At 71.4% G+C, this 17667-nt stretch carries 20 protein-coding genes; 7 read left to right on the top strand and 13 right to left on the bottom strand.

All coding sequences use genetic code 11. The annotated features are described in order from the left end of the window. The first annotated feature begins 21 nt into the window (after positions 1-21). The 3 genes from ACIBP6_RS36505 (at position 22) to ACIBP6_RS36495 (ending at position 2963) form a co-directional block, all read left to right on the top strand. Positions 22-912 (top strand): serine/threonine-protein kinase, encoded by an 891-nt coding sequence (locus tag ACIBP6_RS36505; protein WP_397058439.1) that lies wholly within the window; start codon positions 22-24, stop codon positions 910-912. Positions 913-975: 63 nt separating this feature from the next. Next, on the top strand, positions 976-1947 hold the full coding sequence (locus tag ACIBP6_RS36500; protein WP_397058438.1) for a FecCD family ABC transporter permease: 972 nt from the start codon (positions 976-978) through the stop codon (positions 1945-1947). After that, the gene (locus ACIBP6_RS36495) at positions 1944-2963 is read left to right on the top strand and encodes a FecCD family ABC transporter permease (protein WP_397058436.1); all 1020 of its coding nucleotides are present in this window, start codon (positions 1944-1946) and stop codon (positions 2961-2963) included. The genes ACIBP6_RS36500 and ACIBP6_RS36495 overlap by 4 nt, the downstream gene beginning before the upstream one ends. Before the next feature lies 1 nt (position 2964). Here ACIBP6_RS36495 and ACIBP6_RS36490 read toward each other — a convergent pair whose 3' ends face one another. Next, positions 2965-3936 carry an alpha/beta hydrolase-fold protein gene (locus ACIBP6_RS36490; protein WP_397058434.1) on the bottom strand — a complete coding sequence of 324 codons (972 nt, stop codon included), beginning with the start codon at positions 3934-3936 and terminating at the stop codon, positions 2965-2967. Further along, complete coding sequence (fepB, locus tag ACIBP6_RS36485; protein ID WP_397058432.1) at positions 3936-4919, bottom strand: Fe2+-enterobactin ABC transporter substrate-binding protein; 984 nt, start codon at positions 4917-4919, stop codon at positions 3936-3938. Before fepB ends, ACIBP6_RS36490 begins: the two co-directional genes overlap by 1 nt. 170 nt (positions 4920-5089) lie before the next feature. On the opposite strand from fepB, the gene ACIBP6_RS36480 reads away from it, so the two are divergent. After that, positions 5090-5974 carry an aminoglycoside phosphotransferase family protein gene (locus ACIBP6_RS36480; RefSeq protein WP_397058430.1) on the top strand — a complete coding sequence of 295 codons (885 nt, stop codon included), beginning with the start codon at positions 5090-5092 and terminating at the stop codon, positions 5972-5974. On the opposite strand, the gene ACIBP6_RS36475 is transcribed toward ACIBP6_RS36480, so the two are convergent. From ACIBP6_RS36475 to ACIBP6_RS36445, 7 genes are all read right to left on the bottom strand, one after another. Beyond that, complete coding sequence (locus ACIBP6_RS36475) at positions 5966-6499, bottom strand: carboxymuconolactone decarboxylase family protein (RefSeq protein WP_397058428.1); 534 nt, start codon at positions 6497-6499, stop codon at positions 5966-5968. The two genes, ACIBP6_RS36480 and ACIBP6_RS36475, sit on opposite strands and share 9 nt — an antisense overlap. A 23-nt stretch (positions 6500-6522) precedes the next feature. After that, on the bottom strand, positions 6523-7125 hold the full coding sequence (locus ACIBP6_RS36470) for a dihydrofolate reductase family protein (protein WP_397058426.1): 603 nt from the start codon (positions 7123-7125) through the stop codon (positions 6523-6525). Between the two features lie 143 nt (positions 7126-7268). Continuing rightward, on the bottom strand, positions 7269-8777 hold the full coding sequence (locus tag ACIBP6_RS36465; RefSeq protein WP_397058424.1) for a glycoside hydrolase family 13 protein: 1509 nt from the start codon (positions 8775-8777) through the stop codon (positions 7269-7271). A 3-nt stretch (positions 8778-8780) separates the two neighbouring features. Beyond that, positions 8781-9650: a carbohydrate ABC transporter permease gene (locus ACIBP6_RS36460; protein WP_397058422.1), complete on the bottom strand. Its 870-nt coding sequence runs from the start codon at positions 9648-9650 to the stop codon at positions 8781-8783. A 326-nt stretch (positions 9651-9976) separates the two neighbouring features. Beyond that, on the bottom strand, positions 9977-10843 hold the full coding sequence (locus ACIBP6_RS36455; protein WP_397058420.1) for a carbohydrate ABC transporter permease: 867 nt from the start codon (positions 10841-10843) through the stop codon (positions 9977-9979). Next, positions 10843-12171 carry an ABC transporter substrate-binding protein gene (locus ACIBP6_RS36450; protein WP_246075419.1) on the bottom strand — a complete coding sequence of 443 codons (1329 nt, stop codon included), beginning with the start codon at positions 12169-12171 and terminating at the stop codon, positions 10843-10845. The genes ACIBP6_RS36455 and ACIBP6_RS36450 overlap by 1 nt, the downstream gene beginning before the upstream one ends. A 114-nt stretch (positions 12172-12285) precedes the next feature. Then, positions 12286-13275 carry a LacI family DNA-binding transcriptional regulator gene (locus tag ACIBP6_RS36445; protein ID WP_397058417.1) on the bottom strand — a complete coding sequence of 330 codons (990 nt, stop codon included), beginning with the start codon at positions 13273-13275 and terminating at the stop codon, positions 12286-12288. A gap of 264 nt (positions 13276-13539) precedes the next feature. Here ACIBP6_RS36445 and ACIBP6_RS36440 point away from each other — a divergent pair, with 264 nt between their 5' ends. The 3 genes from ACIBP6_RS36440 to ACIBP6_RS36430 all read left to right on the top strand — a co-directional run bounded on the left by ACIBP6_RS36440 (position 13540) and on the right by ACIBP6_RS36430 (position 15367). After that, positions 13540-14274, top strand: a complete 735-nt coding sequence (locus ACIBP6_RS36440; RefSeq protein ID WP_397058415.1) for a hypothetical protein — start codon at positions 13540-13542, stop codon at positions 14272-14274. Positions 14275-14378: 104 nt separating this feature from the next. Next, on the top strand, positions 14379-15083 hold the full coding sequence (locus tag ACIBP6_RS36435; protein WP_397058413.1) for a maleylpyruvate isomerase family mycothiol-dependent enzyme: 705 nt from the start codon (positions 14379-14381) through the stop codon (positions 15081-15083). A gap of 14 nt (positions 15084-15097) precedes the next feature. Next, positions 15098-15367: a DUF6343 family protein gene (locus ACIBP6_RS36430; RefSeq protein ID WP_132618689.1), complete on the top strand. Its 270-nt coding sequence runs from the start codon at positions 15098-15100 to the stop codon at positions 15365-15367. Here the strand turns inward: ACIBP6_RS36430 and ACIBP6_RS36425 are convergent. The 4 genes from ACIBP6_RS36425 to ACIBP6_RS36410 form a co-directional block, all read right to left on the bottom strand. Beyond that, positions 15326-15562, bottom strand: coding sequence for a DUF3040 domain-containing protein (locus ACIBP6_RS36425; protein WP_397058411.1), 237 nt, complete (start codon positions 15560-15562; stop codon positions 15326-15328). The two genes, ACIBP6_RS36430 and ACIBP6_RS36425, sit on opposite strands and share 42 nt — an antisense overlap. 69 nt (positions 15563-15631) lie before the next feature. Further along, the gene (locus ACIBP6_RS36420) at positions 15632-16579 is read right to left on the bottom strand and encodes a DUF1152 domain-containing protein (protein WP_397058409.1); all 948 of its coding nucleotides are present in this window, start codon (positions 16577-16579) and stop codon (positions 15632-15634) included. Positions 16580-16582: 3 nt separating this feature from the next. Next, entirely contained in the window at positions 16583-16828 is a 246-nt protein-coding gene (locus ACIBP6_RS36415) for a type B 50S ribosomal protein L31 (protein ID WP_132618685.1), read from the bottom strand. Between the two features lie 28 nt (positions 16829-16856). Then, positions 16857-17624 (bottom strand): SDR family NAD(P)-dependent oxidoreductase, encoded by a 768-nt coding sequence (locus ACIBP6_RS36410; RefSeq protein WP_397058407.1) that lies wholly within the window; start codon positions 17622-17624, stop codon positions 16857-16859. Positions 17625-17667 lie beyond the last annotated feature (43 nt).

Genomic DNA, 17667 nt, shown 5'->3' with positions numbered 1-17667 from the left:
AAAGGCAGCGCGGAGGGGCTAATGGTCATCGGCGACCGCTATGAGCTCGACGACCTCCCTCTCGGGCAAGGCGGCATGGGAGCCGTGTACGCGGGCCACGACCGCCATCTCGACCGCCGGGTGGCGGTGAAGCTGCTGCGCCTGCCCAGCGGCCCCGACCAGGAGCTGGAGCGCAGGTTCCTGCGCGAGGCGCGCATCCTGGCCCGGCTGGAGCATCCGGGCGCACCCGTCCTGTACGACTTCGGCACCCACGAGCAGCGGCTCTACCAGGTGATGCAGTTCATCGAGGGCGTCACGGTGGCCGACGTGGTGCACGAGCACGGGCCGCTGCCGGTGCCGTGGGCGGCGGCGATCGCGGCCCAGGCGTGCGCCGTGCTGTCGGCGGCCCACGCGCTGTCGATCTGCCATCGCGACCTGAAGCCGACGAACCTCATGCTCTGCCCCGACGGCAGCGTGAAGGTGCTCGACTTCGGCCTGGCGATGTTGCGCGAGTCGGACGTGACGACGTTCACCCGGATCGGGCAGATCATGGGGACGCCGGCGTACATGGCGCCCGAGCAGATCCAGCACGGCGTCGCCGAGCCGCGCAGCGACCTGTACGCGCTCGGCTGCGTGCTGCACGAGATGCTGACCGGGCGCCAGTTGTTCACCGGCCCGACCGACTACGTGGTCTTCGAGAAGCAGGTCAGGCAGAGCCCGCCGCCCGTGCCGGGGCTGCCGGAGCCGCTGGGGGCGCTGCTGGCGCAGCTGCTGGAGAAGAGCCCGGACGACCGCCCGAGGGACGCCGACGAGCTGTACGAGCGGCTCGACCCGTTCGCGGTGGACCTGCCGATGCTGCCCGGCTTCCTGACGAGCTCCCCCAGTCCAGGCCGCATGTACGCCCGCATGGCGGGGCGCGTCCTGGGCGGCTGACCCTGGTGCGCCAGGCCGCCGATCCCCCGCTAAGGTAAGCCTTACCTTAAAAAGGGGTAGGTCATGCGGTGGACGGGGCTGGTGCTGTCCCTGGCGGTTCTGGTGGTCGTGGGCGCACTGAGCCTCGCGGTCGGCGCGCAGGCGATTCCCGCCGGCGAGGTGTGGCGGCAGTTCTGGCACCCTGACGGCGGCGAGACGGCGGCCGTGATCCACGACCTGCGCGTCCCCCGTACCCTGCTCGGCCTGTGCGTGGGAGCCGCGCTCGGCCTGGCCGGGGCGCTCATGCAGGCGCTCACCCGTAACCCGCTGGCCGATCCCGGGCTGCTCGGGGTCAACTCCGGGGCGTCGCTGGCCGTGGTCTGCTCGATCCTGTTCTTCGGCGCGCACGACATGACGACGTGGGTGTGGTTCTCGATGGCGGGAGCGCTGGTGGCGGCGGTGGTCGTGTACGCGCTGGGCGCCCACCACCCCACCCGCCTGGTGCTGGCCGGCTCCGCCATCAGCGCCTCGCTGCTGGCGGCGATCAACGGCGTGCTGGCGCTGGACGCCGGGGTGTTCGACCGGTGGCGGTTCTGGGACGTGGGCGCGCTGGCGGGGCGCTCGCTCGACGTGGTGGCACAGGTGGCGCCGTTCGTGCTGGCCGGGGCGCTGCTGGCGCTCGGGCTGGGGCGCGGGCTCAACGCGCTCGCGCTGGGCGACCAGACGGGGCGGGCGCTCGGCGTGCGGCTCGGGCGTACGCGGGTGCTGGCCGGGCTGGCGATCACGCTGCTGTGCGGGGCGGCGACGGCGGCGGCCGGGCCGATCGGCTTCATCGGGCTGATGGCCCCGCACGCCGTGCGCTCGTTCACCGGCCCCGACCACCGCTGGGTGCTGGCCTACTCCGCCGTGCTCGCCCCGGCCCTGCTGCTGGCCTCCGACGTGCTGGGGCGCGTCGTCGTCCGGCCCGGCGAGCTGGAGACCGGCATCGTGACGGCGTTCGTCGGAGGGCCGCTCTTCATCTACCTGCTGCGCCGGCGCAAGGAGGTCGCCGCGTGAGAACCCTGCACATCTCCGGCCTGGCCCTGCGCGTCCACGTACGCGCCTGCGTCACGGTGGTCTGCATGGTCGCGGCCGGCGCCGGGGTGGCGCTGACCGGGCTGAGCACCGGTTCGGCCCTGTCCGTGGGCGAGGCGCTGCGCACCCTCGCCGGGTACGGCGACGCCGCCACCGAGCTGGTCGTCTACACCCTGCGCGCGCCCCGGGTGCTGCTGGCCCTGCTCGTCGGCGCGGCGCTGGGCGTGGGCGGCGCGGTGGTGCAGAGCCTGTCGCGCAACCCTCTCGGCAGCCCCGACATCATCGGCGTGAACGCGGGAGCCGCCGCGGGAGCCGTGCTGATGATCCTGGTCATGGGCTCGGCGAGCACGCAGAGCGTCTCGCTGGGCGCGCTGGCGTGCGGCCTGGCCGCCGGAGCCCTCGTGTACGTGCTGTCGTTCAAGCGCGGCGTCAAGGGCACCCGGCTCGTGCTGGTCGGCATCGGCGTGACCGCGATGTTGCACTCCCTGATCGCGTACCTGCTGACCAGGGCCGATCTCTACGAGGCGCAGGGCGCGAAGGTGTGGCTGATCGGCAGCCTGGCCGGGGCGGGCTGGGAGCGGGTCTGGCCGGTGGCGCTGGCGGTGCTGATCGGGCTGCCTGCGGTGCTCGCGCTCAGCCGGTCGGCGACGCTGCTGGAGATGGGCGACGCCACGGCGGCCTCGCTGGGGCTGCGGGTCGAGCGGCTGCGGCTGGTGCTGCTGCTGGTCGCGGTCGGGCTGTCCGGCGTGGCCGTGTCGTGCGCGGGGCCGGTGGGTTTCGTGGCGCTGGCGGCGCCGCAGCTGGCCAAGCGGGTCACCCGGGCTCCCGGGCCCGGCATCGCGTCGTCGGCGGCGATGGGGGCCCTGCTGCTGGCCACCGCCGACCTGGTGGCCCAGCGGCTGCCGACCCCCGGCCAGCTGCCCGTGGGGGTGCTGACCGGAGGGCTCGGCGGGATCTACCTGGCCTGGCTGATCTACCGCGAGTGGCGGACCGCGTAGGTCACCGGGGAAGAGCGGCGAAGGCGGCGATCAGGCCGTCGGCGAGCTCGTTGCGCCAGCAGTAGCGGTCGTGGCCGCCCTCGAACTCGCGGTACGTGCCCGTCTCCCCCAGCGTCTCGCGCAGCCGCGCCGTCGGGCCGTGCAGCGCCCACTCCAGCGTGCCGACCTGCAGGTGCACCCGGGGCGGCGCCGTGGCCGCGGCCAGCTCCCTCGTCAGCCACTCGGGCTCCGGGCCGTTGGGCCACCAGAAGGAGCCCGACTGCGACACGGCCGCCACGAACCGGTCGGGACGGCGCAGGGCCGCGTACACCGCCGTCAGGCCGCCGAAGCTCTGCCCGGCGATGACGGTCGATCCCTCGTACGGCAGCGCGTCCACGAACTCGGGGTTGCACGTCAGTTTGCTGACGCGGTCGGGGCCCGACTCGACGAGCCAGGCGGTGACCGGGGGCAGCTCGCCGGCCTCGATGAGGTTGTCCAGCATGACCGGCAGGTCGTCGGCCCAGTGCTCGCCGTCCAGCACGACGAGCGCGCCGCGTGGCGGGCGTACCGGGTCGTAGCGCAGGCCGGTCGCGTGCCGGGTGAGCCTGTGGAGCGGCTCGGCGCGGGCGGTCGTCCACGGGGACGGCGGCGCGGTCTCGGCGACGGAGAAGCCGTGCCAGACCCGCGGATTCAGCGGGTCGGCCACCGGCACACCGTCCACGGACAGCCGGTAGGACGCCCGCCAGCCGTGCCGCACCAGGTACGTACGGTGCCACAGGTCGCCGGTGCGCTCCATCACGGCGGCCTCGGTGTCATGGGTCAGTTTGTTGGCCAGGACCCGCACCTCGTCGGCCTGCCCGCGCCAGAGGAACGTCACCGCGCGATGGTCGTGGTCCACCTCGGTGACCAGCGGGGACACGGTCGCGTCCAGCGTGGGGGTGGGCAGGGTCTGCGGGGGTGCGGGCCGGGGAACCCGGGGAGGGAGATCACGCATCAGGAGAACTGCTGCTCGATCCGGCCGAGGATGTTGGAGGCGCTGTAGTGGTCGACGCGGAAGGCGTCGACCCCGAGGTCGTGGACGCGGTCGTCGGCGACGGCGGGCAGGTCCTTCCACAGGGGCTTGGCCGCGGTGGCGGCGATCTGCTCGGCACTGTGGCCGGCGAAGAAGAGCGAGCTGTCGCCGAACGCCTTGATCACGTTCTCCTGGGAGACGTTCACGATGTCCTTGCGTCCGCCGCCCTCCTTGGTGGACTCGGCGGCCAGGGAGGCGTCCACGGGGTGGAGTCGGAAGCCGAGCGAGGCCAGCAGGCCGCCCTGGGCCGAGGCATCGGTGAAGACCGGGATGTCGGTGTTGTTGTCGCGCAGGACGACGACGTCCTGCTCGGGGAGCTTGATCTTGCCCTTCACCTCGGCGACGCGCTTGTCGTAGGCGGCGACGACCTCGGCGGCCTTCGCGTCGAGGGCGAGGGCGCCGCCGAGCTTGCCGGCCAGTTCCTGCCAGGTGACGTTGTCGTGGCGGAAGAGCACGGTGGGGGCGATGGCGGCGAGCTTGTCGTAGACGTTGGCGCTGCTGTCGTTGCCGGAGGCGGCGCCGACGATGAGATCGGGCTCGGCCGCGATGACCTTCTCGAGGTCGGCTTCGAAGCCCTGGTAGAGCACCTCCACCTTGCGCTCGGCGGCCACGTCGGACCACTGCTTGAAGAAGCCCTTGTCGTCGGTGAACGGGCCCGGCGCGGTCGCCTGCGAGGCCACCACCGGGGCGCCCAGCGCGAGCAGGTGACCCGTCATGGTCACGCTCATGGACACGATGCGCTTCGGCGCCATGGGCACCTCGGTGGTGCCCTTCTCGTGCTGGACCGTACGCGTCTGGCCCTTCTCGGCCGAAGCGCCGGTCGCCGGCTCACCGTCGGACCCGCAGGCGGCCAGGCCGGCCACCATGAGCAGCGCGGCGAGGCCGGCGCGGAAAGGGGATGCCACATCCACTCCAAGTTAGGACAGCCTAAACTAATTTAGGGCAGCCTAAACTATCTACCTGATGAATATTCATGCAGGTCACCCTTGACTGATCCGACAATCGCCAGTCAGCGGAGCGCCTGCGGCCGCAGGCGCCTTCGGCGGGCTGCGCACGGCGTGTGGAAGATAGGGGGATGATCCCGAACAGCGCCGCCGTGTCCGCCGCCGTCGCCGTCGCCGAGGCCCACGGGGTGCGGGTCCGGGAGCCGGTCGTGCTGAACGACTCGTTCAACCTGCGGATCCACCTGCGGCCCGCGCCCGTCGTGGCGCGGGTCCCCACCGTCACCGCGCTGGGCCGGGCCCGGCCCGCCGACGCGCTGGCCCGCGAGGTGGCGGTCGCGTCGTTCCTGCACGCGGCGGGGGCGCCGGTGGTGCCGCCGAGCGACCTGCTGCCCGCCGGGCCGCACGTTCACGACGGCGTCACGGTCTCCTTCTGGGCCCACGTCGAGCACGATCCCGGCCACGCCGTGACGCCGGACGCGGCCGGGCAGGCACTGGCCGGCCTGCACGCCGCCCTGCGCGGCTTCCCCGGCGGCCTCCCGCGCCTCGGCCCGGTGCTGGACGAGCCCGTACGGCTCCTGTCGGCGCTGGCCGGCTCCGGCGTGGTCGAGCCGGACGTCCTGGCGCGGCTGCGCGACTCCCACGCCGAGCTGACGGCGCGGCTCCGCGACGTGGACGGGCTCCAGGCCGTGCACGGCGACGCGCATCCGGGCAATCTGCTCGCCACCCCCGGCGGCCTGCTGTGGAACGACTTCGAGGAGACCATGGCGGGGCCGCGCGGTTGGGACGTGGCCTGCCTGCTGCGCACCACCCGCCTCGACGGGCGGGCCGCCGTACGCGCTTACGGGGCGGATCCGGACGATCCCGGCCTGGCGGTGTACGTCGCGGCGCGCGGCCTGCAGGGCACCCTGTGGGTGCTGGCCAGGGCGGCGCACTCCCCGCAGTGGCTTCCCGCGGCCCGGCAGGCCCTCCAGGCGTGGCTGAACGACCCCACCGGCATGACCCGCGCCCTACGGTGAGACGCGGAAGACGCGGAGCTGGAGGGCGAGCGTCGTGTAGTAGCCGACCAGCGTGGTCAGCTCGAACAGCGCCCGCTCCCCCAGCAGGGCGTACAGGTCGTCGTCCAGGTCGCCCTTCGTCACCAGGGCGCGGGTGACGGCGAGCACCGCCGCCTCGCCCTCGTCCGGCAGGCTCAGCGGGGCGCCGTCGCGCAGCGCCCGCAGCTGCTCGTCGGTGAAGCCGAGCCCGCGCGCGATCGGCTCGTGCGCCGCCTGCTCGAACGCGCTGTCGTGGTGCCCGGCCACGACGAGCACCGCCAGCTCCCGCGCCCGGTCGCCGAGCGAGGAACGGTAGCGGACGGCCACCCCCAGCTCCTGCAGCGGATCGCCGACGGCGGGGCTGAGCAGCATCGCGTTGAACGGGCCCGTGAGCCCGCCCGCCGGATCGACCATGAACCGCCCGCGCGGCCCCGAGGTGATCTTCTCGTGCAGCGCCCGGGCCTCGGGGTCCAGCTCGTGCGGCGGAGTCCTGCGCAGCCGTGCCATACGCGTGATCGTAACCCGGAACCTCAGCGGGTGATCCGGTAGTCGAGGTGCGCGACCGCCCCGTCCAGCCCGACGCCGGCCGTGTCCGGCAGGCCGTCGAACAGTCGGATGCCTGCCCCGAGCAGCACGGGGGCCAGGTGGATGACGCCCTCGTCGACGGCACCCGCGGCGAGACACTGCCGGACGAGGTTCGCGCCGCCGGAGACGCGCACGTCCTTGCCGCCCGCCGCGGCCTTCGCCTGCGCCAGCGCGCTCTCGACGCCGTCGGTGACGAACGTGAACGTCGTGCCGCCCTTCCGCACCCACGGCTCGCGGGCCCGGCTGGTCACCACGAACACCGGGTGGTGGAACGGCGCCTCCTCCGGCCAGCCGACCTCGCCCTCGTCGAACATGCGCCGGCCCATCACCGAGGCCCCCGCGCGCTCGATGGTCCGCCGCACGAGGTCGTCGTCGGGCCCCGTCTCCCCGCCGTTCCCGCGGCCGATCAGCTTCATGAACGCCGCCGTACGGTACATCCAGGTGTGCAGCCGCTCGCCGCCGTCGCCCAGCGGGTTGCCGGGACGCGCGCCGGGACCGGCGATGTAGCCGTCCAGTGACATCGCGAGATCGAAGAACACCTTGCCCATTGCCTTCTCCTGCCTGTTCGGGGTTCCTTCACAGCAGAGTCGGAGCCACGATCCCCGTCTCGACATCCCCCGCGAAACTGTTCACGGCACATGGGTGGTTCGGGGGCCAGGCCGGTCAGCCGGCATCTCCTCGTACGCGGAGGTCAGGTCAGCCAGACCGTGGTGTCGGAGGGGACGGCGCCGTCCTCCAGCCGGCCGCTGGTCAGGAGTACGCGGCCGGGCGGGAGCGGCACCGGGGTGGGGCCGAGGTTGGTGATGCTGGTCAGGCCGGAGTCGCGGGTGAAGGCGAGGACCTGGTCGCCCAGCGGCAGCCAGGTCAGCGTTCCGTCGCCGAGCAGGTCCCGGCGCAGGCGCAACCCCGAGCGGTAGAGGTGGAGCATCGAGCCCAGGTCCGTACGCTGCGCCTCGGCCGTCAGCTTGCGCCAGCTCTCCGGCTGCGGCAGCCACGGCGTGCCGCCGCCGAAGCCGAACGGCGGCTCCTCCCCCGACCACGGCAGCGGCACGCGGCAGCCGTCGCGGCCCGGGTTCGCGCCGCCCGAGCGGGCGTACATCGGGTCCTGGCGCAGCTCGTCGGGGAGGTCCTCGACCTCGGGCAGTCCCAGCTCCTCGCCCTGGTAGACGTAGACCGAGCCGGGCAGGGCCATCGCGAGCAGCGCCGCCGCGCGGGCCCGCCGGTAGCCGAGCTCCAGGTCCGACGGCGTGCCGTGCAGGCGGCCGCCGTGCTCGAACGCGGTGTCGGCGCGGCCGTAGCGGGTGACGACGCGGGTCACGTCGTGGTTCGACAGCACCCACGTCGGCGGTGCGCCGATCGGGGTGTGCGTGGCCAGCGTGAGGTCGATGACGCGGCGCAGCTCGGCCGGGTCCCACGGGCACGACAGGAAGTCGAAGTTGAAGGCCGTGTGCAGCTCGTCGGGGCGCAGGTAGCGGGCGAAGCGCTCCTGGTCGGGCAGCCAGACCTCGCCGATGAGGACGCGCCCGCCGTACTCGTCGGCGATCTCGCGCCAGCGCCGGTAGACGTCGTGCACGCCGTCGAGGTCCTCGTACGCGCTGTCCGACTTGACCAGCAGGGCGGCCGAGTCGATGCGGAAGCCGTCCACGCCGCGTTCGAACCAGAAACGCAGCACGTCCTCGAACTCCCGGTGCACCTCGGGATTCGCCCAGTTGAGGTCGGGCTGCTCGGGGGCGAACAGATGCAGGTACCACTGGCCGTCGGGGACCTGTGTCCACGCCGGGCCGCCGAAGATCGACCGCCAGTCGTTCAGCGGCTCGTCGCCGAACCAGAACCGGTCGCGCTTGGCCGGGTCGGCCAGGGCCTCCTTGAACCAGGCGCTCTCGGTGGAGCTGTGGTTCGGCACCACGTCGATGACGACCTTGACGCCGAGCCCGTGCGCCTCCTCGATGAACCGCTCGGCCTCGGCGAGCGTGCCGAAGACCGGCTCGATCCCCCGGTAGTCGGCCACGTCGTAGCCGCCGTCGGCCATCGGCGACGGATACCACGGGTTGAGCCAGACGGCGTCGATCCCGAGGTCCCTCAGGTACGGCAGGCGGGCCCGCAGGCCGGCCAGGTCGCCGATGCCGTCGCCGTTCCCGTCGGCGAAACTCCGCAGGTAGACCTGGTAGATCGCGGCCCCCCGCCACCACGTTTGCGACATGCGCTATCCCTTGATGCTTCCGGCGGTAAGGCCCGCCATGATGTGCCGTTGGAAGACGAAGAAAACGATGATCATGGGGACGGCGGCGATGACCAGCCCGCCCATGACCTGGTTCTGGGTCACCGCGCCGGCCGTCTGCGACAGACCCACGCTGATCGTCATCTTCTCGCTGTCGGTCATGACGAGCAGCGGCAGGACGAAGTCCTTGAACGCGGTGACGATCGTGAAGATGGAGACCACACCGAGGATCGGCCGCGAGACCGGCAGCACGACCGACCAGAGCACCCGCAGCGGGCCGGCGCCGTCGATCTGCGCCGCCTCGATGAGCTCGCGCGGGATGGAGTCGAAGAACCGTTTCAGCAGGAAGATGTTGAAGCCGTTGGCCGCCGCGGGGAACCACAGGCCCCACGGGTTGTTCAGCAGCCCGAGGTCGACGATCGTGACGTACAGCGGGATGAGGATCACCATCGGCGGGATCATCAGCGTGGCCAGCATCGCGCCGAGGATCACGTTCCCGAACGCCGGCCGCAGCTTCGACAGCGCGTACGCCGCCGCCACGTCCACGCACATGCAGAAGATCCACGCGCCGAGGGCGTAGTAGACGGTGTTGGCCAGCAGGGTGCCGATGTCGAACAGCTCCCACGCCTCGAAGAACGGGGTGAGCGTCGGCTGCGCCGGGACGAGGGTCGGCGGCATCTGCGCGACCTCCTCCGGCGTCTTCATGGCGCCCGTGACCATCCAGTACAGCGGCAGCACGAACGCCAGGCTGAACGTCACGACGACCGCGGCGAGCACGAGCCAGTAGATCCGCCGCCCCCACCTGCTGTTCAGCTGCTGCGGCGAGACGATCGTGCGGAACTGGACTGTGCTCATGGCCTCACTCCGTTCGGCGGCTCGGTCACCCGGATGCCGCCGCCTTCCCCCACTCTGGTCGCTACGCTCCCGCCGCTCCCCCAGACGACGGCGCTCCCTCGCGCGCTCATGGCCTCACTCCGTTCGGCGGCTCGGTCACCCAGATGCCGCCGCCTTCCCCCACTCTGGTCGCTACGCTCCCGCCGCTCCCCCAGACGACGGCGCTCCCTCGCGCGCTCATGGCCTCACTCCGTTCGGCGGCTCGGTCACCCGGATGCCGCCGCCTTCCCCCACTCTGGTCGCTACGCTCCCGCCGCTCCCCCAGACGACGGCGCTCCCTCGCGCGCTCATGCCGGGTCCTCCCTGGTCCACCTGAGCTGGAGGGCGGCGAAGACGAGGAGCACGAGCATGAGCATCATGCCGAGCGCGCCCGCCTGGCCGTAGTTCATCTGCGAGAAGGCGAACTGGTACATCAGGTACGCCACCGTGACCGTCGAGTTCTCCGGCCCGCCGCCGGTCAGCATGTACGGCTCGATGAACACCTGCATGGTCGCCACGATCTGCAGCATCAGCATGAGCAGCAGGATCAGCCGCGTCTGCGGGATCGTGACGTGCCGGATGCGGCGGAAGATCCCGGCCCCGTCGAGCTCGGCGGCCTCGTACAGCTCGGACGGGATGTTCTGCAGCGCGGCCAGGTAGACCAGCGTCGCGCTGCCCATGTTCATCCACGTGGAGACGAGCACGAGGGAGATCAGCGCGGTGGAGGAGCTGTCCAGCCAGGCCAGCGGCGGCAGGCCGGCCAGGTCGAGGAGCTGGTTGAACAGCCCGGGCCCCGGGTCGTAGAACCACCGGAACAGCAGCACCGCCACGATCGGCGGCAGCATGACCGGCAGGTAGACGACGAACCGCAGGTAGGCCCGGGCATGGCGCAACTCGTTCAGCACGAGCGCGACGACGAACGGCACGGCGTAGCCGCACAGCAGCGCGAGTAACGTGAACTCCACGGTGTTCAGCCAGGCCTCCCAGAAGGCCGGGTCCTGGACGGCCCCCCGGAAGTTCGCCAGGCCCACCCACTCGGGCGGGTTGATCAGGTCGGTCTTCTGGAAGCTCAGGACGAACTCCCTGACCATCGGGTACCAGGCGAACACCGTGAAGCAGAACAGCGCCGCGCACAGGAACCCGTAGGCCGTCAGGTTGCGCCGCAGTACTCCCATCAGCCCTTGGCCGCCAGCAGGTTGTTGACCTTGGTCTCGGCGTCGGCGAGCAACTGGCCGATGTCGGCGTCCTTGCGGCTCAGCACGGCGGACATGGGCACGTCGAGGATGGCGTAGATCTCCTGGGCGTGCACCGGCTCCGACTTCGGCGGGATGCTCGCGGCGGCCTCGACGTAGCTCTGATAGTTCTCGACCGGCAGGGTGGCGTTCTTCACCCGGTCGGCCTGGATGGCCTGGCCGGTGGGCGAGTCACCGTAGACGGCGTTGTCGGGGACGCCGACGGGGTTGCCGATGGCCTTGCCGCGGGCGAAGTCGAAGCGGCCCTTGCCGACGGTGTTGAAGCGGAAGTCGATCCACGCCATGCCGGCCTTCACCTGCTCCGGCGTGGCCTTCGGGTTGATCATGTACGCCTCGCCGCCGCTCAGCGACGCCTTGGCCTCGGGGAAGCCGGTGATGCCGTAGTCGGAGACCTTGCCCCGGAACTTGGTGACCACGTCGGTGACCACGTCGGGCGCGCCGAGCATCATGCCGACCTTGCCGCCGCCCATCGCCACCATGAGCGACTCCCAGCCGATCAGGAGCTTGTTGCCCATGCTGTTGTCGGCCCAGCGCATGTCGTGCAGGGTCTGCAGCACGGCCCTGCCCTCGGGGGAGTTGAACGCCGCCTTGGTGTTGTCGGGGGTCAGGACGTCGCCGCCACGACCGTAGATGGCCTGGGTGAAGTGCCAGCCACCGGTGTTGCCGCCGGAGTACTCGCCGAAGCCCACGTGGTCGGGGCCGAGGGCGGCGATCTTCTTGGCGGCCTCGCGCACCTCGGCCCAGGTCTTGGGCGGGGTGTTCGGGTCGAGGCCGGCCTGGGTGAACAGGGCGCGGTTGTAGACCAGGCCGACGCTGTAGAGGACGTTCGGCACGCCGTAGACCTTGCCGTCCCTGGTGACCAGCTCGCGCGCGTCGGGCCGCAGGTCGTTCCAGTTCTTGATCAGGTTCGTGTGCGGCGTGACGTCGAGTGCCTGGCCCTGGGAGATGACGTCGTCGTAGTTGGTCACGGGCACCACGAAGACGGTCTCCATCTGGCCGCCCGCCAGCTTGGGGCCGAACGTCTTGGGGTCGAAGCACGGCTGCTGGTCCGTGCTCTTGACCGTCACCCCGGGGTTCGCCTTCATGAACGCGGCCACGTCGTCGTCCCAGGCCTGTCGTTCCTTCGGCGCGGTCCTGGCCGGCTGGCAGGCCACCGTGATCGTCACGGCCTCGGCGCCGCCGGTGGCCGGGGTGGCGGGCTCACCTGATCCGCAAGCCGTGGCCCCGAGCCCGAGCACGGTTACGAGCAAGAGTCCAGTGGATCTCCGCATGGTCTGACCCTTCTGATGCGAGGTGCCCACACCATAGGATCGCCAACCAAAATGAGCAATATTTCGACGGAATATTGCAAGATAACGACTGCGTTACGAGCGAACGCGCGCGGTGGACGCCCTGACCACGAGCTCGGGCTCGAACAACAGCTCGTCGGCGGGCACCACGGCCTTGCCGATCTGCGCGACGAGGAGGTCGACGGCGGCGCGGCCCATGGCGTCGATCGGCTGGCGGACCGTGGTGAGCGGGGGGTCGGTGCAGTTCATCAGCGCCGAGTCGTCGAAGCCGATGACGGACAGGTCGCCGGGCACGGACAGACCGGCGCGGCGGGCGGCCCGCACCGCGCCGAGCGCGAGCAGGTCGCTGGCGCAGATCACCCCGGTCGCCTCGCGCCTGACCAGCCGTGCGGCGGCCGCGTGCCCGCCCTCCAGCGAGAACATCGTGTGCTCGACCAGCTCGGGGTCGCCGCCCTGCGCCTCGAACGTCTCCAGCTTGCGCCGTGAGGGGAGGTGGTCCTTCGGGCCGAGCACCATGCCGATGCGCTCGTGCCCGAGCGCCCGCAGGTGAGCCAGGGCGATCTCGGCCGCCACGGCGTCGTCGCACGACACCTGGGGGAAGTCGAGGTGCTCGACGGCCGCGTTGACCAGCACCGCGGGCAGCTTGCGCTCGTGCAGCAACCGGTAGTGGCCGTGGGCGGCGTCGGCCTGGGCGTACAGGCCGCCGGCGAAGACCACGCCGCTGACCTGCTGCTGCAGGAGCAGGTCGACGTAGTCGGCCTCGGAGACGCCGCCGACCGTGCGCGTGCACAGCACGGAGGTGAAGCCCTGCTGGGCCAGGGCGCCGCCGACCACTTCCGCGAAGGCGGGGAAGATCGGGTTCTGCAGCTCGGGGAGCACCAGGCCGACCAGTCTGGCGCGGTCGCCGCGCAGCTGGCTGGGGCGTTCGTAGCCGAGCACGTCGAGCGCCGTCAGCACGGCCTCGCGGGTCGCGTCGGACACCCCGGGCTTGCCGTTGAGCACCCGGCTCACGGTCGCCTCGCTCACCCCGACCTTCTTGGCCACCTCTGCGAGTCGTCGCGTCATGCGCAAACTATACGGCCTTCTACGCAAGTACTTGCAATGACTTACGCTTACTTGCGCACGATGACAGAGAGGAGTCAGAAGACTTCACAACGTCATATCCGCGCGAAGGCGACTTCCTCTTCATTTGTACTGGTCAAGACTGTGATCAAATTTTTCTCAGATTTTTAGCAAACCTTCTTCCCTCCTGCGGACTCAAAGGAGTAGTGAGCCGGCCACCCCAGGCCGGTTCCCAGTCCGACTACGGGGAGAGGAATCAGCACCCTCATGAGAAAGATCGCAGTAGGCATACTGTCCGCCGTCGTGGGCGGGGCCATGCTCGTGTCCGGAGCAGGTACCGCATCGGCCGCCAAGCGCGACGCCGAGGTCAAGATCCGCGACATCAGCCCCAACCCGGTCGCCGTCGAGCGCGGCCGCACCACGACCGCGTACTTCGACATCGGGGCCACCCGCGACGTCAGCCGGGTCGAGCTCAGCGTGGCGCCCGCCGAGGGCATGCGCACGATGCGCACCAAGGACGTCAGGGATCTGGAGGGCTGGCGCTTCGCGATCGGCTTCAACCAGGACGACCCGACCGGCAAGTGGAGGGCCACGGCCACGGCCTTCGACCGCTCCAACAGGGTGATCGCGAGGGACGCGGCGTACTTCTCGGTCTACCTGAAGCGGAGCAAGGCCGACACCCGCATCGCGCGCTTCAGCGCCGACCCGTCGGCGGTGCGCTCGGGCAGGACGATCGGCTTCTCCGGCTACCTCCAGGCCGAGACCCGCGGCTGGAGGGGCGTCCGCGGCGAGCGCGTCAACGTCTACTACCGCGCCACCGGCTCCAGCGCCTGGAAGTGGGTCGCGGCCGGCACCACGTCGTGGAACGGCAAGTTCACGGCCCAGACCCGTGCCTTCCGGAGCGGCTCGTTCCGCGCCGTGTACGCGGGTGACGAGCGTCTCGACAGCACCACGGGCCGCACGGACTACGTGCGGGTCTATGGTCCCGTCTGGCGCCGATAACCCCCTCTCCGAAGGCCCGGCCTGTCCCGAGGGGCCGGGCCTTCGGCATGTCCGCGATTAACCCGAAACCGTGAAAGTCGGGGCGTGCGGGGTAGCGTCCCGATATGGCCGAGGACCTGCTCAAAGACTGGAACCCGTTCGACATCTTCGACGCCGAGGCGGCCCGGCTCGACCGGTTCTTCTCCGGGCTCGACGAGGCCGGCTGGCAGCGCCCGTCCCGGTGCGCGGGCTGGTCGGTGCGCGACGTGCTCGGACACCTCGCCGGTGAGGAGCTGTACAACCACGCCTGCCTCGACGGCAGCGTGGAGGAGCTGACGAGCCGGCTGACCGTCGAAGGCGTGAGCGGCTACAACGACTTCAACGAGTGGTCCGTACGCCGCCGTCGCGACGTGCCCGTCGAGGACGTGCTGGCCGAGTGGCGCACCAAGAACGGCGAGACCCGCGAGCGGATGCGCGCCCTCGGCCCCGACGCCCTGCTCGACACGATGGCGGGCCCGTACCCGGTCGGCAGGCAGACCTTCCACTACGACTCCGAGTACGCCACCCACGCCGACGACGTGGGCGCGCCCGTCTCTCCGGAGGAGACCGACGGCCGGCTGCTCTGGCGGGCGGCCGTGGGCCGGTTCGTGCTGGCCGAGCAGGAGGCCGACGTCCAGGTGGAGCAGACGGCCGAGCAGATCTGGGTCAACGCCGACGGCGTCAGCGCCACGCTGTCGTACCCCCAGTTCGTGGAGGCCACGGTCGGCCGGCTGCCCGAGGGGCACGGCCTCGACCCGCGCGTCGTCTCGGCCCTTCGGTGCCTGGCCTGAAAGGAGAGCCTGCCATGTGGCTGCGCAACCGCGAGGGGACCGAGCCGGTGACCGCCCGCAGCCCGCTGCGGCTGCGCCGGATCCTGTCGTCGGTCGTGCTCGTGATCGCCGTCGTCGCGGCGGTGGTCTTCGCCGTGCTGGCCATGAACACCGGCGCGCAGGTGTGGCTGTGGGAGGCCGCGATCGCCGCCGCCGTGGCCATCATCGCCGCCCTCGACCTGCTGGTGCTGCGCCACCGGCGCTCACGTGGCGAGAACGGCGGCCAGCAGCAGCACGATCACTAGGAGACCGAGCACGAAGATCACCCACACGTGGAAGGTCCGGCCGCGCGGGAGACGCCCCCGCCAGCGGCCGGCCCGCGCACGCTCCGCCTCGACCCTCTCGATCTCCGCGAGACGACGGGCGAAGTCGGGGTCGTCCTGTTCGAGGGCTCGCTCGATCTCGGCGAGGATTCGGCGTTCCCTTCCGGAGAGACCCATCGCACCACCACTGCTCTCACGCCGGTTCCCTTCTTCTACCCGTGGGTAGCGCACGCATTCCGCCCGTCTTCAGTGCGGGAAGACCCTGGGCGGGCGTGGCGTGATCTCGTCGCGGTAGTCCTCGATGATCGAGGCGATCTGGCGGGCCAGCACGGTGTCCTCGATGCGGTCGAGGTAGAGCGAGCGCGCGGCCAGCGCGTCGAGGTCCACGGCGAAGTAGAGGGACATGAGCGGGTTGACGAACAGCTCGCTGCCCTTGGTCCGGTCGGTGAAGCGCACGTCGCCGAACTCCCCGCGCACGGCCGCCGCGATCGAGCCGTTCACGATGCTGGGGTGGGAGGGCATCTCGCCCCGGGCGTGGGCGACCGCGTCGAGGTAGAGCTCGCCCGGCGCCGTGGCCCTGGACAACGAGAACGCGCCCAGGTAGCCGCCGTCGCGTTCCAGCGCGGCGAGGTACTCCAGCACCTGCGCGTGGTTGACGCCGTGGTAGGCGTCGACGCCGAAGCCGAGGCACACGACGGCCTTCACCGGCACGTCGAGGCCGCGCACGGCCGCGAGGCTCGCCATGTCCTCGACCGGGGTGCCGAGCCCGGCCTCGTCGCCGCGCATGAGGATGTCGGTGCCGCCGTCGGCCAGGATGATCGCGTCGATGCCCAGGTGGGCGGTCAGCCGCTCGTACGCGGCCTTGAGGGGACGCACGCCGACTCTCGGGAACGCGTACACCGTCGCGGGCAGGCGCCGCGAGTGGAGCCAGCGGGCCAGGGCGCGTTCGGGGAAGTACCAGTCGCGGGAGGGTGTGTCGGGGCCGATCGCGGCGACGTCCTCGGCGAGCCAGGCGTCCAGGCCGAGCCCGTCGAGGTGGCTGAACGACAGGTTCGCCAGGTACGCCTCCTTGCCGCGTTCGCGCAGCGCCAGGGCGAGGGGCAGGCCCGCGTACACGTCGAAGCCCCCGCCCGCGCCGGCGACGGGGATCCGGTGGGAGCCCTCAAGCCGGGCGGACAGGGGCGATTCGAGCACGCCTCACATCTTGCCGTAACGCTGGTTGAAACGCTCGACGCGGCCGGCGGTGTCCAGGATGCGGCCGCGCCCGGTGTAGAACGGGTGGCTGGCCGACGACACGTCCACGTCGATGACCGGGTAGGTCTTGCCGTCCTCCCACTCGACCGTCTTGTCGCTGGTCCTGGTCGAGCGGGTGAGGAACGCGAAGCCGACGCTCGGGTCGCGGAAGACGACCGGCCGGTACGCGGGGTGCAGGTTCTTCTTCATGGCCGCTGCAACCGTACGGGAACGGTTTTCATTCCCTCATCTCCGGGTCCAGCCCGAGCACGCTCCGACCGCCGTCCACGGGGATCGTCGCGCCGGTGACGAAGGCGGCGTCCGGGGAGAGCAGGTGGGCGACGACGGAGGCCACCTCGGCGGGCGCGGCGACCCTGCCCAGCGGGTGGAGCCGGGCGAACTCCGCCTCCACGGCCGCCGCCTCCTGCGAGCTCTTCGCGGCCAGGAACTCCTCGTAGCGCTCCGTGGCCACCGAACCGGGGGCGACGGCGTTGACGCGGATGCCGTGGCGGCCGTACTCGACGGCAAGCGCCCTGGTCAGCCCCTCGACGGCGGCCTTCGCCGTCGCGTACGGCAGGCTGCCCGGCACCGCCCTGGCGGCCTGGTGGGAGGTGACGTTGACGACGGCGCCCGGCCTGCCGGCGGCGAGGAAGTGCCGCACGGCGGTGGCGCAGCCGACCAGGGCCAGGTCGAGGTTGGCCGCGATCAGCTCTCTGACCTCGGCGATCGGGGACGTGTGGACGGAGGCGTCGCGGAAGACGGCGGCGTTGTTGACCCAGCCCGCCAGAGGACCCGCCTCCTCGGCGAGCGCGGCGGCCCTGGCCATGATCTGCTCGTCGGCCGCGTCGCCGATCAGAGGGACGACCCGGGGACCGGCCCAGGCCAGGGCTTCCGCGTCGCGTTCGACGGCGACCACGGTGTTCTGCTCGTCTTCGCCGAGCAGCCGCTCGACCACCGCCTTCCCGATTCCGCGCCCGCCACCGGTCACCACGTATGAAAAGCTCATGATTCGACGCTAGCGATGGTTTCTTCGGACAAGCGGGAACGAA

Source organism: Nonomuraea terrae (genome assembly GCF_044465245.1).
Taxonomy (GTDB): Bacteria; Actinomycetota; Actinomycetes; order Streptosporangiales; family Streptosporangiaceae; genus Nonomuraea; species Nonomuraea terrae.
The sequence above is the reverse complement of the archived record's forward strand: the minus strand, read 5'-3'. Positions and strand labels throughout refer to the sequence as shown.